Source organism: Bacillus sp. FDAARGOS_1420, assembly GCF_019344915.1.
Taxonomy (GTDB): domain Bacteria; phylum Bacillota; class Bacilli; order Bacillales; family Bacillaceae_G; genus Bacillus_A; species Bacillus_A mycoides.
In genome coordinates this window covers 410,414-426,209 of sequence record NZ_JAHWJB010000003.1, presented here as the reverse complement: position 1 = coordinate 426,209, position 15,796 = coordinate 410,414, and the positions used below count along the sequence as shown (strand labels likewise).

Sequence of the window (15,796 nt, the reverse complement as noted above, 5' to 3'; positions counted from 1 at the left end):
TTGATTATCAGATGTGCCACAATTTTAAACGACACCTAATATATCAAAGACTGTTTTCTTCTCATATCGATGAGATTTTCGCCCGTTTTTCTGTAGGAGGATAAACAGGAAAAGCAGAATCACTTGAGTTGGAAGCTTTTGATACAATCCGATAGAGGCTTCGTGAATTTCGTGGGTTTGTCCTGGTTGTAGCTGGAATGGATTTGGAAATTGTTGCAGAAAAAAGACCCGCCATTCTTACAAATCTGGAAAATCGAAAATGGCTGTTTATGAAACTTTCTATATTTATACTTAAAGTTGGTGCTACTTCTTTATTGCATTAGATAGTAATGTAATTTATAATACGTTTAAATGATTAAATTCTTAAACGGAAGGTAATGTTAGCGAAATGAACTGTAATGATAAAGTAATGCATATTTTAGAAAATTTAAGACCATGCTTTCAAGGGTTGGGAGATCCAACTCGTCAGCAAATTGTATCACTTTTAATTGATAAAGATAGCTTGAATGTGACGCAAATTGCGGAGAATATTCCCATGTCAAGACCTACTGTATCTCATCATTTGAAAATATTGAAACAATCAGGGTTACTTCAAGTTCAGAAAAAAGGCACTGAAATGTATTATTGTCTTGAATTTAATGAAACAATAAATCTTTTAAAAGAACTTGTTTCTTTAGTTGAAGATGAATGTAAGAACTAGGTACTCATTTATAGTTTAGGGACACCTTTTGTCCCTTTTTTTAGCGATTATATGTTAAAAGGTTTAAGTTTTTAATCATTTAAACTTATAATCTCACACTAATTAAAATGGAGGTTTCAGATGAATAAAAAAACAGTATTAATTGTTGGTGGGTATGGAGTTGTTGGTAGTCAAATTGCTCGAATTTTACATGATCGACATCCTGATTTGGAAATTAGATTAGGAGGAAGAACCTTAGGGAAAGCGTTACCTTTTGAATCAGAGAGAGTAAAAATAGTCAAGGTAGACAACACAACAGATGATCCCTTAAGAAATTTGGATGATAATTTCACATTAGTTGTTAATGCGGTTAATGACCCTCAAGATAGACTACTCCTATCTGCAGTTCGAAAAAAAATTCCATTGGTTGACATTACTCGTTGGACTGAAAGCTTTAAGAGTTCTATTGATCGATTAAAAAATGTTGAGGTGCAATCCCCTGTTGTATTAGCTTCAGGGTGGATGGGGGGGACAGCAGCCCTTTTTTCTAAAATTTATTCAAAAGATCTTCAAGAGGTTACGGTTGATATCAACGCACTATATTCTCTTCAAGACAAAGCAGGACCAAATTCAACAGCGTATATGGACCGGTTAACTATTCCGTTTGAAGTCAAAGATCGAGAGGGAATGCGACAGGCTTATCCAATGACGAATCCAATCAAAGTCCGCTTTCCCAACGGTTATATAACCAAATGTTATCGTTTGGATACTCCCGATCACGTAACCCTGCCAGAATCAATTCATGCTGTTTCGACTAACTTTCGTATTGCTTTTGATAGTAAAATCTCTACATATGGACTGGTTTCTCTGGTGAATTCAGGGATTTGGAAAATGATTAGTGGAGAAAAATTTACCAATTTACGGAAAAATATTCTCTATAAACCCGGAAGGGGAAGTGCACATAACATAGTTATTCACCTTAAAGGTTATGATGCTACTGGTGTATTGCATAGACGATGTGTGAACATATCAGATCCGTTAGGACAGACACATCTTACTGCTTTAGGGGCAGCTGTCCAAGCAGAGAACATTTTACAAACATCTGATATTGTGGTTCCGGATTCTGAAATTTACTTTCCGGAAAATCTATTAGATTTGGGTGTGAATGCATCTGCAATTATAGATTTTTATAAAGAATATGGGGTTAATATTACGAAAGAAAATATATAGAAGGTACCGTCCTATACTTGGTAGTACACATATGGCTATCAAGCTAAGAAATACAAATATCTCCAAAAAGAGAGAATATGCATCTTCATGAGAAAATGTACATTCTCTCTTTTTGCGGTGTTATAAAATTCTTAAGTTGATGGACATGGGGTACAGCCGAGATACGTGTAAAAATAGGACATAGAATTACTTTTATTTCCAATAAGTTTTGAAATCGGATTTTTTCTTTTTTGGCTTTGTTAAATTATATTGTTAGTAATTGAGATATAAAAATGACTTATCAATAGATAAGTCATTTTTTAATTGCCAGTTCGGCTATTTATTATTCCCAAGGACCTTTTGGCTTCATTTCTTATAATCGGCTGATCATCATTTTTTTCGATATCCAAAAGAGTGTGAATAACATTGATATCATTAAAACTTTCAAAAGCTCTAACTAATTTCCAACGAGTAACCTCATCTTTGAAATTGGTCTTTAAATATAGTAAAAGTGCATCAATAATTTGATGACTTGAATGTAGTTTTTGGTAAAAACACATAAACCCTATTGCATCAATGACTTCTCTAATTGCAAGAATATTATCTGTCTTTAGTACATCCAATAAAACTGGTAGAATCTCTTTTTTCATATGAGCTAGAGTTCTGGCGATAGTATCCTCGGCAAAGGATAACTTTTCTTATTGAAACCATTAGTAGGTAATACTTTATGTTGATTATTGCCTATCTGCCCTAAATATTCGACCATAATCTTAGCAGACTGAACATTATCTTTTGAAAGTACGTCACATAATTCGATTTTTGTATAAAGTTTGTTTTCTTGTGTAAGAGTTTGAAGAAACAAACGAATCAAATCATCATTTAAATCTTTTTTCTCTGTTAGTAATTTTATAGCGATAGTTCTTTTATATGCTTCTTTTGATTTAATCATTTCTAATAATTCAAGCTTTGAGTGATTATTATAGTGTTGTAAATCTTCAAATGTAATTTTTCCACGACTTTTTAATTGAGAATCCGAACTCTTGAGTACCATCTACACAATATTTTCCTTTCGGGCCCTTTTTATTGCTTCTTCGCGGTTGTTGACGCTGAGCTTTGAGTAGAGAGTCGAGCAATAATTGCGGATCGTTCCCTCCGATAAAAATAACTTGGCGGCGATCGACTTATAACGCAGTCCACCTGACAGATGCTCCAGAATCTCCATTTCACGTTTCGTAAGCCCGTACGGGAAGTTTTCCTGACTTGAGCCGAGCTTCTCCAATTGCTCGCGTTGACCTTTCATCTCTTCGAAAATTCGCGTAGCGACCAATTGATCGATCCAGATTCCTCCGTTATAAATTAATTTCAAGGCCTCCTTCATCTCTCGCGGATGAATCGACTTCAGCATGTAGCCCTCCGCCCCGTGCTCCAATGCAGTTGCTGCCTGCAAGGAATCCTCAAACGTTGTCATGAACACAACCTTCATATCAGGCCATCGTTGTTTCATCTCAAGTAAAGTTTCAATCCCGCCCATTCCCTGCATACTAATATCCATTAGCACGATATCCGGTTGGGACCGCTCACAATGTTCTAATGCTTCGCCACCGTCCTTGGCTGTACCAACTACGTTAAAATCAGTATGCTGATCCAAAATTTGCTTCAAACTGTCGGTAATGATCACCTGGTCGTTAACGAGCAGCAGGCGGATTGTATCATGTGCAGGCTCTGTCTGCAACGGAATATTACATATGACGAAAGTTCCTTGTTCTGGCTCGGAATGCACGGACACCGTGCCGTGAAATAGCTTAAGTCGTTCCTTCATCCCATTAAGTTCAAATCCAAATTGGATTTCTTCCATTCCGATGCCGTTATCTTCGATCTGTAACCTGAGCTGCTGACTCTCGAAATACAACTGAACGGATATCAAGCTCGCCGAACCCTGCCGAACCGCATTGTTCAGAGACTCTTGAAGGCAACGATATAGACAAAAGTTTATTTTTTGCATTACGAGAGTCTCGCTGCCGATCACACGGAATTTGACCATTATACCTGTTGACTTCATAAAATCTTCGGTAAATTGCCGTAGAGATTCACTTAACGAATGGTTCAATGGAGTATGAGAGAGCTGATGCAGATGTTTTCGGATATCAACCAGACCGTGTTGGGCGATTCCGACAAGCGAATCGATCCTCTCTATCTGTGAATTCGGTACGGACGATCGCAGCGATTCAACGCCGACGATGAGTGAGGTAAGCGTATGGCCAATCGTGTCATGCAGCTCATGTGACAGCCGGCTGCGCTCCTCCATCAGTGTAAGTTCCTCAATCCGCTCAATATGCTGTTCCAGCAATAGCTTTTGCTCATGAATAATTAGGGCTTGCTTATGGGACTGAATTAATATATTAAACGTGAAGCCGATGGCGAATCCAAAACCGTTGCTAACGATAAATTCATACGGGAGACGACCAGCGATCCAACCGTTCAATGCCGGCAATATGATTCCACAGAGGAGACCTGTCCATACATAGGTTCTTCGATTGCTCGCCAAGCCGATATTCATCACAAGTAAAACGAAAGACCAAAGTAACTCCGGTGCTGTATAGGCTAAATAAAGATGAAATACCCCCGCTGCCATGACGTCGACTGCAAGATACCAATCTGCATTTCTACACCAGGCGATTAATGGAACGAGATAAACGACGAAAGCAAAAGAAAATAAGACCCAAAAAGACGCATCGATTAATGACGGTTTGATAAAACTAGCGCTTATGATAATGACCATCCAAAGCGTTCGTATGGCCACAAATATCCAATCATACCAGAACCATTTTTTTATTATAGAGAACACGGATTATGCACACCTACTTGTATTTTTGAAAATTAATTCTGAATAAATCAAATCTATCATGCACCATAAACTTCTGATCCGTCAAGCGGAAGAGAGGGTAAACAGTTAGAATTTACTGTAACAAGCACGTCACATGAGATATTTGACAGTTTGTCATATGGTATATGTGACAAGTCCAATTCCGAGTGTCAACAAAAGTTTGGCGGTTTCATCACTATCCGATTTAACAATTTTGGGGATAAGGTGAGGATGTAAAGCAACACAACATTCCAAAATAATAGGAGCGATACGTTATGAAATTACTCAAGATTCAAAAAGGAGCTGTACTTGCATTAACAGCTATATCGGCGAGTACACTGGTATTTTCTGCTTATGGGTCTGTAAACCCGGTACAGACTGAAGGCGCGGTACAAGTGAAGACAGAGAAGGAAAAGAAAAGCAAGCATCGGGATGAAGTCAAACGCGTCATTGATGAGGTGGTAACCATCAAAGGAGTCCCAAGTGTCATAGCTGGCGGGTTACAGAATGGGAAACGCTGGTCTTACGCTACAGGTACAGCCAGTTATGAAGTACCACACCCGGTGGAGTCCAATTTTTCATTCCGTATTGGAAGTATTTCAAAGACTTTCACAGCGTCCGTTGTATTACAGTTGGCTGACGAGAAAAAATTGAATCTGGATGATTCGGTTGAAAAATGGCTGCCAGGTGTCATATAAGGTGAAGGGTATGATGGCAACAAAATTACGATCCGTCAGTTATTGAATCATACAAGTGGGCTTGCTAGCTATACAGATTTGGATTTCCGGGATATTACTTTGCCTCGAAATCCATACCGTTACTATTCCGTCGATGAGCTTATCGACCTTGGACTTTCAAAGCCACCTGTATTTGCACCAGGGAAGGGCTGGAATTATTCCAATATGAATACTGTACTATCCGGTCAAATTATTCAAAAGGTAACAGGAGAAACGTATGCGGAGCAGATCAGGAAACGGTTTATCATACCGCTTGGAATGAAAGGGACATTTGTGATGGGGAATAGTCACGAAATTCCGGGTAAGCATGCCACAGGATATAATATGGATAGATCGGGTCATTTGTATGATTTAACAGAAATGAATCAATCATGGGCAAATGCGGCGGGAGATATAGTCTCAACAGTTAATGATTTGACTACCTTCTTCAGTGCGTTGTTGGGCGGGAAGCTTCTGACTCAAGAGATGATGGACCAGATGCACACAACAGTAGATGGACCTTTTGGTAAAGTCGGACTAGGGATTTATGAATTTAAAACAGCGGATGGGCAATCTTACTGGGGGCATGCCGGAGGTACTTTCGGATATGAATCGAGAGCCGTCGGATCTCTAGACGGGAAACATATTCTGGTAACGTGCATCAACTCGGTAGGTCCACAAGTAGCGCCAGCTCACGATAAAATAATCAATAAGGAATTTAGCCATTACGCAAGTCTAAACAGACAGTGAATTATATATGTTTGACCTGCTTGGAAAACGAAAACATACCGATCTATACATGGTTACGAGTGCCGGATCATATCTATCACTCCTCATGGGATTTATACACAAAAGGACCGTCAGGATGTTTTCCTAGCGGTTTTTCTTATGAGATGGATGTATATTTTATTCATAGAAGTTAAAATAAAGTCCTATTATCGGTAGCAAGGACAAAGAGGAGCCCCTAATCTCATAAGGGAACCTCCTTTTTTGCTCTAGGGATCTATGCATTTTTTTATACACTCCTATCCTGGTGCGATTTTAGGGTTCTTGTTTGTTATTTAATTAGCTGAAAAACTGTATAAAATCTTGCATGCTCTTAGCGTGTTTTTTTTCCGAAATGCTGGCGGTACCCCATGCCCATCAACCTAACAGAACAGGTTGCCCCCAAAACGATAAAAATGAACTTCATTGCTATAAAAGACTCTAATTTTTCGTTTTGGGGCATTACAAAATTTCAACTTGATGGTGATGGGCGATACCCCTTCAAAGGAATCCCTCCTTTAATGTCGAAATATTTTGTTAAAATGAGAATCAAGGAGAGAGGAAAATGGATAAGGAATTTTTCAGCAAACATTTTAGTCTTGAAAAAGTTAGTGAAGGGATATACGTTGCAATAGCAAGAGAAGGCAGTGGTGCCGTAGCAAATGCAGGCTTTATTGATTTAGGAGATAAAACAATAGTTTTTGATACATTTAACACACAACAAGCTGCTGAAGATTTAAAATATATTGCAGAAAAAATAACAAATCGACCCGTAACATGGGTTGTAAATAGTCATTGGCATGGCGATCATATTCGAGGTAACCAAGCATTTAAGGAAAGTAATATTATTTCAAGTCAAGTTACATATGAAAAAATGAAGGATATTCATCCATCGAGAATCAATAAGCAGAAAAATGATATACAAGGTCTAAGAAATTATATTCATTCTTTAAAAGATCAAATAAATCAAACCAATGACCCTAAGTTAAAACATCAAATAAACTTTCTAAGCGAATTGGAAGTTTCATTACCAACTTTGAAATTAGTTTTACCTCAAAAAACATTTTGTGATGCAATAACGTTTCATGGAATTGAACGCAGTGCACAGCTTTTCACATTAGGTGGTGGGCATTCATTTTGTGATGCAGTTCTCTATATTCCAGAAGAGAAAGTAATATTCATGGGTGATTTATTATTTGTTGATTGCCATCCAACATTTTTTGAAGAATCGAATCCTGAGAATTGGATTCGCATTTTGGAAAAGGTTAGCGATATGGATGTTGAGATAGCGATTCCAGGACATGGTTCAATTGGAACGAAAATCCACATTGTAGAATTAATAGACTATATAACTGATTTAACTGTAATTGCACGAGAAAAAGACCATATCGAAGATATTAAAGTACCTAACAACTACAAAAATTGGGGTTCTCCGGAGGTTTATCAACAGAATTTTAAAATGCTAAAAGGAATATTGGAATGTTAAATCATATAGAAATCCCTTTTACATTCCACAATATGGGGTCCCGCCCATCGCTATTAAGCTAATAAAAAGAAATACCCTCAACATTTGGAGAGAGGTACGATCCGTTCTCAATATTTTTTCTTTTTAAGTCGGTAAAGTCCTGTCAGACTAGCTCCTGCTGCAATGACAATCATAATAATAAAGATGCTTAGAGAATCAACTTTATTTGGAATCAACTTAGCAAAGTTTGTCCAAAGTAATGCAATGGTTGCTAACCAGACTAATCCTATTAGACTAGTCCAACCCGTTTTTTTTGTCATATTTCACTTACCTCCTATTTCTTAATTGTATCATTTAAAATAAGCGATTTTCTTTGTGTTTTTGTATGTTAACCGTATTCATGTCCGGTTAACATAACATCCTATTATCGGTAGTTAGGAATGAGTTTAGTAAATTAGTAAATAAATCCCTGAAAAACATTTACAAATAATCCTATAAAAGGTATTGTTTATAACATAAGTAGACTTTATTTTCAGAATATTTTCATATTTTAAATTTCAATTCTCTTATAATAATTATGATTGGGGGGATGTCTTGTGAATGCAATGTTAACTTCTTATCAAGTGTTTCTCATGACAAAAGCAAATTAGATAGGTTTCCTAATGATATTCGTTTAATGAGGCATGGAACACTTACTTCTTTTAAAGGAACGACTAATGAATTAACTAATTTAATTAGACGGGAAGGAATATCCATTTCTTTGTTTAATAGCATTTCTTATTATCACAATTTATAGTCTTCTTCTAATTAAATTAGACAAAGAATGTTGAAAAACCGAAGTATGTTGTTATCGGCCAAAAACGATAATTTGCAAACACTGGGGAGGAAATACATTGAAAAAGAAAAAGAAATTAAAACCTTTAGCAGTATTAACAACAGCGGCAGTGCTAAGTAGTATTTTTGCTTTTGGAAGTCATGCAACGTATGCTGAGACATCAACCTCATCTATACTAATGGATGAGCATTTAATACCGGAGGAGCGTTTGGCAGAAGCACTAAAACAACGGGGAGTAATTGATCAATCTGCGTCACAAGCTGAGACATCAAAGGCTGTCGAAAAATATGTTGAGAAAAAGAAAGGGGAAAACCCTGGGAAAGAAATCTTGACAGGAGATAGTCTTACGCAAGAAGCTTCTGATTTTATGAAAAAAGTAAAAGATGCAAAAATGAAGGAAAATGAGCAGCCCGCAGTAGGACCAGTAGCTGGACAAGATGCAGGGGTGAATCCTGGAAAATTAAATGGAAAAGTACCTACTACACCAGCTAAGCAAGAAGAGTATAATGGGGCTGTTCGAAAAGATAAAGTACTTGTTTTACTTGTAGAATTTAGTGATTTTAAGCATAACAATATTGATCAAGTGCCAGGATATATGTATTCTAAGGACTTTAATCGCGAACATTATCAAAAAATGTTATTTGGTGATGAACCATTTACGTTATTTGATGGATCGAAGGTTAACACATTTAAACAATATTATGAAGAACAATCTGGTGGTAGCTACACAGTTGATGGAACTGTAACGGAATGGCTTACTGTTCCAGGAAAAGCTTCAGATTATGGCGCGGATGCGGGAACTGGTCGTGATAACAAAGGTCCTTTAGGGCCACGTGATCTTGTGAAAGAAGCATTAAAAGCAGCGGTAGCGAAAGGGATCAATTTAACAGACTTTGATCAATATGATCAGTACGATCAAAATGGTGATGGAAATAAAAATGAGCCAGATGGCATTATTGATCATTTAATGGTTGTACATGCTGGCGTGGGTCAAGAAGCTGGCGGCGGTAAATTAAAAGATGATGCGATTTGGTCTCATCGTTCAGCACTTGGTGATGAACCATATAAGCCATATGAAATTGATGGCACAAAATCTTCTGTTTCGAATTGGGGCGGAAAGATGGCTGCATACGATTATACAATCGAGCCTGAAGATGGAGCGGTTGGCGTGTTTGCGCATGAGTATGGTCATGATTTAGGCTTACCAGATGAATACGATACGAATAACTCAGGACAAGGTGAACCTGTTGGGGCATGGTCTATTATGAGCGGCGGCAGCTGGGCTGGAAAAATTGCAGGAACAGAGCCAACTAGTTTCTCGCCACAAAATAAAGAGTTTTTCCAAAAGAATATGAAGGGTAACTGGGCGAATATCGTCGAGATAGATTATGATAAACTTCGCACGGGAGTCGGTGTTGCAACATATTTAGATCAAAGTGTTACAAAATCAAAACGACCAGGAATCGTTCGTGTCAACTTGCCGGACGAGTATATTAAAAATATCGAATCGGCATTTGGTAAGAAGTTTTATTACAGTACACAAGGAAATAACATTCATACAACACTTGAAACGCCAGTATTTGACTTAACAAATGCAAAAGATGCTAAGTTTGATTATAAGGCATTCTATGAAATTGAAGCGAAGTATGATTTCCTTGATGTAAATGCGATCATAGAAGATGGAATGAAGATACGTATTGATAGAATGGGCGAAAAAGATGTAAAAGGCGGTATGGATACAACTGACGGTAAGTGGGTTGATAAATCATACGATTTAAGCAAATTCAAAGGGGAAAAAGTTAAACTGCAATTTGAGTATGTAACAGATAAAGCAGTAGCTTACAAAGGATTTGCATTAGATAATGCCGCATTAACTGTAGATGGAAAAGTTGTTTTCTCAGATGATGCAGAAGGCCAATCAGCAATGACGTTAAAAGGATTTACTGTGTCTAACGGATTTGAACAGAAGAAACATAACTACTATGTAGAGTGGAGAAATTACGCTGGTTCTGACACGGCGTTGCAATATGCGAGTGGCCCAGTATTTAATACAGGAATGGTTGTATGGTATGCGGATCAAAGCTTTACAGATAACTGGGTAGGTGTTCATCCAGGTGAAGGATTCTTAGGAGTAGTAGATTCTCATCCAGAGGCAATTGTAGGGACATTAAACGGACAACCGACTGTGAAAAGCAGTACGCGTTATCAAATTGCTGATGCAGCATTCTCATTTAATCAAACGCCAGCATGGAGAGTAGATTCGCCAATTCGCGGTATTTTTGACTATAAAGGATTACCAGGAGTTGCGAAATTTGATGATTCTAAGCAGTACATCAACAGTGCAATTCCAGATGCAGGACGTAAGTTGCCGAAATTAGGATTAAAGTTTGAAGTAGTAGGCCAATCAGAAGACAAGTCTGCAGGTACAGTTTGGATCCATCGATAAAATAAGGTGAAATGAAGAGGAGCTGTCTCATAAGTCGTTGAAACGGCTTATGGACAGCTCTCTTCTTATTGTGAAACGAGTTTGCTATATAAATATAAATTGAAAAAACACTCGGAAATTCTGCTACATCTACTTCTCGCATTTTAGGAATATGAAGACAGTCAGTTTCTACTTACGTTCATACTTTCAATTCCGATGGAACAAATACATGATTTTTACTCTCTTCGCTGGCAAATCGAAATCATTTTTTCAAATCCATCATTGGCAAAATATCAAACAAGAGCGATTAGAATGTCACATTTATGGAAAAATTATTGCTATTTTTCTATGTTCTTCTACTATGTTTAAGATGCGACAGTTGATTTTACAAAAGAAACAAAAAGAATTAAGCGAATATAAAATCATTGGAATGATACAAGATCATCTATACATCTTGTATCAGGCTATACAACACAACATTCAAGAAATAACAAAAATCTTGTGCCGTCTATTCAGCCTCTTACTGAAAAATGGACGAAAATCTCACAGATATGAGAAGAAAACAGTCTTTGATATCTTAGGCGTCGTATATAACTTTTCTATGTCCCACAATCATGTAGCGTAATCAAAAAAATTGAAACCCGATAGGGTTTATTTGGTATGCAAATCTTTAAAGAACTTACACTGGATCTTTAGAAAAAAGAAAAAATCTCATGTGAAATTAAACTTATATAATCTTAGCTTGATGGGCTGTACCCCATTTCGGCCCGGGAATTTTTAGATAGCCTCCAAAAAAGGAATCGCGCACAGGACCCTTTTAGTTTTTATAACGCTACACATTGTTAAATAGCTATTTCAATATAAACTTTCTAAAGTAGCAATTATAGAAACCAAAAAAGAAGGCTGTAGCATACTTCATATTCCTTATACAGATTTAATAATTTATATATATTTCCTTTATTTGTGACAAAAATGTTAAATATTTGAATGCAAAAAGGTTTCTGCACTACTACAAAAGAAATATACAAATGTACGGATAAGTAAATATATTATAAAGGGGATAATTTAGTATGTTTACCAAAAAATTAGTGAACGTAGCAACTATAGTAGCATTAGGATTTGGATTAACTGTCGGCATTACACCAGCTTTCGCAGATTTTAATGAGGTTCTTGCAAGTCACACAACATATCCTACTGTCCAGAAACAAGAACAAATACCCTTTACTGGGTATGTTATTTCAGTGGATGATAATTATCTAGTTGTTGCGAATACAACTACAAAAGAAGAAGCACTCTCATATCAAAATGATTGGTGGGAAGTGGCTTCTCAAAATGAAATTTTAAGAGTTCCTATTTCTTCTGGGGATCATTACCTACCAGGTGAAAAACTAAATATATATTCAGTAGGTTGGACTTTCTCCATTCCGCCAATTGCTGTAATGCCTAATATTGAAACAGTAATTGAGTAAGTAATCGTAGGAAACAGAATTGTATTCACTTTGTATTTTTGTGGATTCAAGCTTTGTATTACCTTGAAAAATGAATAAAAATTGTCGTGGTCTAACAGGAGTGAGCTCTCTTTTCAGGGATTGAGAAAGGCTGACGATTTCGTATGCCTCTTTTGGTATTTTAAATGGAAAAATTTAGATAGGGGATGATTTTTAGAATGGAACAGACATTGAAGAATTAGCCATATCCATTTTATTACAGGATATGGCTAAGTTAATGAGCTTACTATTACTCCATTGTTGCAAGTGAAATAAATGTTTTGTTTGTTGATGCGCATACGCGGGATTAATGTTGAGAATATTCAGTACGAATAATATCAATTTACTATAGTTTACAATTATGTAAAACTATAGTGGATATTAATTTTACTTTAAAACTTACCCCTAATAAAGATTTAAAGAGATTTTTTTCCAGTCATCATTAAGAAGGAAGCCAATTTCTTTACAAATTGGCCTCTTTTGAATCCATACTCTTTTTCATTTATAATTTTACCACATCAACAACATTTGTATAATTATTAATTCTTAAATTTCTGACTAAACGACTCGTTTTGATGAGGGGAACTGTAGGATTGTTTAGGTGTAGGTTCAAAAAGGATAGACTAATTCAAATCTACCAATTTTCGAAAGCGTTGTCATTAACGGTATAATACAGACAAATATATATACCGAGAAGAGTGGAATTATGAATAAAAGAGAAACGCGAATTCGCATTTTAGATTTGCAAGATCAGCATTGTATGGGGTGTCATTACCATAATAGTTTACGCACATATTGTATTGATGATTGTAAGATTGGAAAAGAAATATATCAATTAGAAACTGGATTAATTTTTGATGAAAAGGACTTGAAAAGAAAAGTAAAACGGAAGTGGAATCATATTTGTCAGCAAGCGCTCGAGTTAAGAGGCAAAGGATATACATATAAAAAAATTGCACACCAATTAGGATGTCATGTAAGTAGTTTGCGTAAACAGCTAAATCAGCGCGGATTGTAAATAGTAGGATAAAAGCTGTCATAGAAGGGATAAGAAATGAGAGCATCAATGGCCTTCTTTTAAGAATTATCTGAGAAACTAGCAGGGATTGCAGATAATTTAGTAGGATGCGAACACTTGTGGAATGTATCAAACGAAATGAGGTGAATGTAGCATGAGAGCAATTGCGAAAAAAGTACAAATGATACGCTTACAGGAGGAGCATTGTGAGCGTCAATTAGAAGCAGAACAGTATTGTGCCAAACGGTGTAAAATAGAAAGAGAGTGTATCAAACTAGAAAAAAATAAAGCTAAAAAACGAACCCAAAAAGTACAAATGCCAGAAGGAAAATGGGATGAAAAATGCCAACAAGCAGTACAATTATTTAATCAAGGAACGGAATACCCAACTATTGCAAAAATGGTGGGATGTAATGTGAGTAGCTTGTATAGAGAGCTCAAGAAACGTGGTGTATTACAAATGCCAAAGCAAGTAGCACCATCTAAATCAGTAAAGTCATCCAGAATACCACCACAAACAAAAAAATCGAAGTTCGAACGATATAAAGAATATTATATGTATAAATAGGAGAATTAATGGCTATAAGATGATTTATCTAAATTTGGAATACTATTACTAGATACATATTTTTCCTATGACCAAAGGGATTTTAACAAATGTTTGATTAAAAAAATACACTTGAATAGTAATTACATCTACAACGCGTTATTTTTAGATGTACAACAAAATACACTTTTGAGCATTGTATTTGAATTTTTATGAATTAGGCTTATTCTCTTTTTATCATTTTAGCCAAGCAAAGACTCCTTCCTCAAGGAACGTGAAGGGCCACAGCCTAGTGAGTAGGTGGGAGATGAATTGGCTTCGGACAAGGGATGGCAAGAGCCATCTTAATTGTTCGACGGGTAGTAAAGTGTTACTTGACAAATTGTCATGATCATTTCACTATATGACGAATGTACGTTCGGTGTGCGATAGATATATATTGAAATGGAGGTGAAACTTATGATTATCAATAAAGCATATAAATTTCGTATATATCCAAATAAAGCACAAGCAACTCTAATCAATAAAACGATTGGTTGTTCTCGTTTTGTATTCAATCATTTCCTATCTCTATGGGATAATGCATACAAAGAAACAGGAAAAGGTTTGACATATGGTACATGCTCTGCCAAACTCCCTGCCATGAAGAAAGAGTTTGTTTGGCTAAAAGAAGTGGATAGTATTGCGATTCAGTCGTCTGTTCGCAACCTTGCGGATGCTTATACACGCTTTTTCAAAAAACAAAACAGCTCCCCGTGTTTCAAATCTAAGAAGAACAACGTACAATCTTATACCACAAAACAAACAAATGAAAACATTGCCGTTGTAGGAAACAAAATGAAATTGCCAAAACTAGGTCTTGTTCGATTTGCCAAAAGTCGTGAAGCAACCGGACGTATTTTAAATGCTACGGTTAGAAGGAACCCTTCTGGTAGATACTTTGTGTCATTGTTAGTGGAAACAGAAGTGCAAGAACTCCCGAAAACACTTTCTTACATTGGAATGGATGTAGGGCTAAAAGACTTCGCGATTTTGTCAGATGGAACAACCTATAAAAACCCGAAGTTTTTTCGATCGTTAGAAGAGAAGTTGGCAAAAGTACAGCGTGTTCTTTCTAGAAGAATGAAAGGATCTTCTCGCTGGAATAAACAAAGAATTAAGGTAGCTAGAATTCATGAATATATAATGAATTCTAGAAAAGATTACTTGGACAAAATCTCAACTGAAATCATCAAAAACCACGATGTTATCGGTATAGAAGATTTGCAAGTATCGAATATGTTAAAAAATCATAAGTTAGCAAAAGCAATTAGTGAGGTATCATGGTCACAGTTTCGGACCATGTTGGAATATAAAGCAAAATGGTACGGCAAACAAGTCAGTGTCGTATCGAAAACATTTGCTTCAAGCCAATTATGTTCTTGTTGTGGATATCAAAACAAAGACGTTAAAAATCTAAACCTACGTAAATGGGGATGCCCTTCTTGTCGTACACATCATGATAGGGATATTAACGCAAGTATCAATCTAAAGAATGAAGCGATAAGGCTTCTAACCGCAAGGACTGCGGAGATAGCCTAATAAATTAGAGTTCGATAGAACTCTTTACTTAGGAATCCCCCATTTCTAAACGAAGTGAAGGTGGGGGTAGTTCAAGAGGATGAGTAAAGGTACCAAAATACCCAAAAACACATTTGAAAAAAATCTTAAGAGATTTTGTAACATTTGCTCCTTATTGTCCGCTAATGTTTATTGATACAAAGTCTCTGAAATGTTTTATTCAAGCC

At 36.4% G+C, this 15,796-nt stretch carries 12 protein-coding genes and 2 pseudogenes; 10 read left to right on the top strand and 4 right to left on the bottom strand.

Annotated features, from left to right (window positions below; genetic code table 11):
* Positions 1–388 precede the first annotated feature (388 nt).
* Together I6L50_RS30930 and I6L50_RS30925 are read left to right on the top strand one after the other, a co-directional pair.
* Complete coding sequence (locus tag I6L50_RS30930; RefSeq protein ID WP_002013825.1) at positions 389–700, top strand: ArsR/SmtB family transcription factor; 312 nt, start codon at positions 389–391, stop codon at positions 698–700.
* 120 nt (positions 701–820) lie between these two features.
* Entirely contained in the window at positions 821–1,909 is a 1,089-nt protein-coding gene (locus I6L50_RS30925; protein WP_219303992.1) for a saccharopine dehydrogenase NADP-binding domain-containing protein, read from the top strand.
* Between the two features lie 299 nt (positions 1,910–2,208).
* Here I6L50_RS30925 and I6L50_RS35190 read toward each other — a convergent pair whose 3' ends face one another.
* Genes I6L50_RS35190 through I6L50_RS30915 form a run of 3 tightly spaced genes read right to left on the bottom strand, consistent with a single transcriptional unit; the run spans position 2,209 to position 4,733 of the window.
* The gene (locus I6L50_RS35190; protein ID WP_257475448.1) at positions 2,209–2,538 is read right to left on the bottom strand and encodes a HEAT repeat domain-containing protein; all 330 of its coding nucleotides are present in this window, start codon (positions 2,536–2,538) and stop codon (positions 2,209–2,211) included.
* A gap of 5 nt (positions 2,539–2,543) precedes the next feature.
* A complete protein-coding gene (locus tag I6L50_RS35185) occupies positions 2,544–2,939 on the bottom strand; it encodes a hypothetical protein (protein ID WP_257475447.1) in 396 nt (131 codons plus the stop codon).
* Complete coding sequence (locus tag I6L50_RS30915) at positions 2,940–4,733, bottom strand: helix-turn-helix transcriptional regulator (RefSeq protein ID WP_219303991.1); 1,794 nt, start codon at positions 4,731–4,733, stop codon at positions 2,940–2,942. It abuts the gene before it with no gap.
* Positions 4,734–5,155: 422 nt separating this feature from the next.
* Between I6L50_RS30915 and I6L50_RS30910 the strand changes: the two are divergent.
* Positions 5,156–6,217, top strand: a pseudogene (locus I6L50_RS30910) (serine hydrolase domain-containing protein); the annotation flags it as partial.
* Between the two features lie 580 nt (positions 6,218–6,797).
* Positions 6,798–7,718: an MBL fold metallo-hydrolase gene (locus I6L50_RS30905; protein ID WP_219303990.1), complete on the top strand. Its 921-nt coding sequence runs from the start codon at positions 6,798–6,800 to the stop codon at positions 7,716–7,718.
* Positions 7,719–7,825: 107 nt separating this feature from the next.
* On the opposite strand, the gene I6L50_RS30900 is transcribed toward I6L50_RS30905, so the two are convergent.
* Positions 7,826–8,017 (bottom strand): hypothetical protein, encoded by a 192-nt coding sequence (locus I6L50_RS30900; RefSeq protein ID WP_219303989.1) that lies wholly within the window; start codon positions 8,015–8,017, stop codon positions 7,826–7,828.
* 573 nt (positions 8,018–8,590) lie between these two features.
* On the opposite strand from I6L50_RS30900, the gene I6L50_RS30895 reads away from it, so the two are divergent.
* The 6 genes and pseudogenes from I6L50_RS30895 to tnpB all read left to right on the top strand — a co-directional run bounded on the left by I6L50_RS30895 (position 8,591) and on the right by tnpB (position 15,590).
* On the top strand, positions 8,591–10,978 hold the full coding sequence (locus I6L50_RS30895) for an immune inhibitor A domain-containing protein (protein ID WP_219303988.1): 2,388 nt from the start codon (positions 8,591–8,593) through the stop codon (positions 10,976–10,978).
* A gap of 189 nt (positions 10,979–11,167) precedes the next feature.
* Positions 11,168–11,582: pseudogene (locus I6L50_RS30890) on the top strand (IS4 family transposase); the annotation flags it as partial.
* Between the two features lie 445 nt (positions 11,583–12,027).
* Positions 12,028–12,426, top strand: coding sequence for a DUF3221 domain-containing protein (locus tag I6L50_RS30885; RefSeq protein ID WP_219303987.1), 399 nt, complete (start codon positions 12,028–12,030; stop codon positions 12,424–12,426).
* A 724-nt stretch (positions 12,427–13,150) separates the two neighbouring features.
* A complete protein-coding gene (locus tag I6L50_RS30880) occupies positions 13,151–13,462 on the top strand; it encodes a hypothetical protein (protein WP_219303986.1) in 312 nt (103 codons plus the stop codon).
* 154 nt (positions 13,463–13,616) lie between these two features.
* Entirely contained in the window at positions 13,617–14,030 is a 414-nt protein-coding gene (locus tag I6L50_RS30875) for a hypothetical protein (protein ID WP_219303985.1), read from the top strand.
* A 438-nt stretch (positions 14,031–14,468) separates the two neighbouring features.
* Positions 14,469–15,590, top strand: a complete 1,122-nt coding sequence (gene tnpB, locus I6L50_RS30870; RefSeq protein ID WP_219303984.1) for an IS200/IS605 family element RNA-guided endonuclease TnpB — start codon at positions 14,469–14,471, stop codon at positions 15,588–15,590.
* The last annotated feature ends 206 nt before the right edge of the window (positions 15,591–15,796 follow it).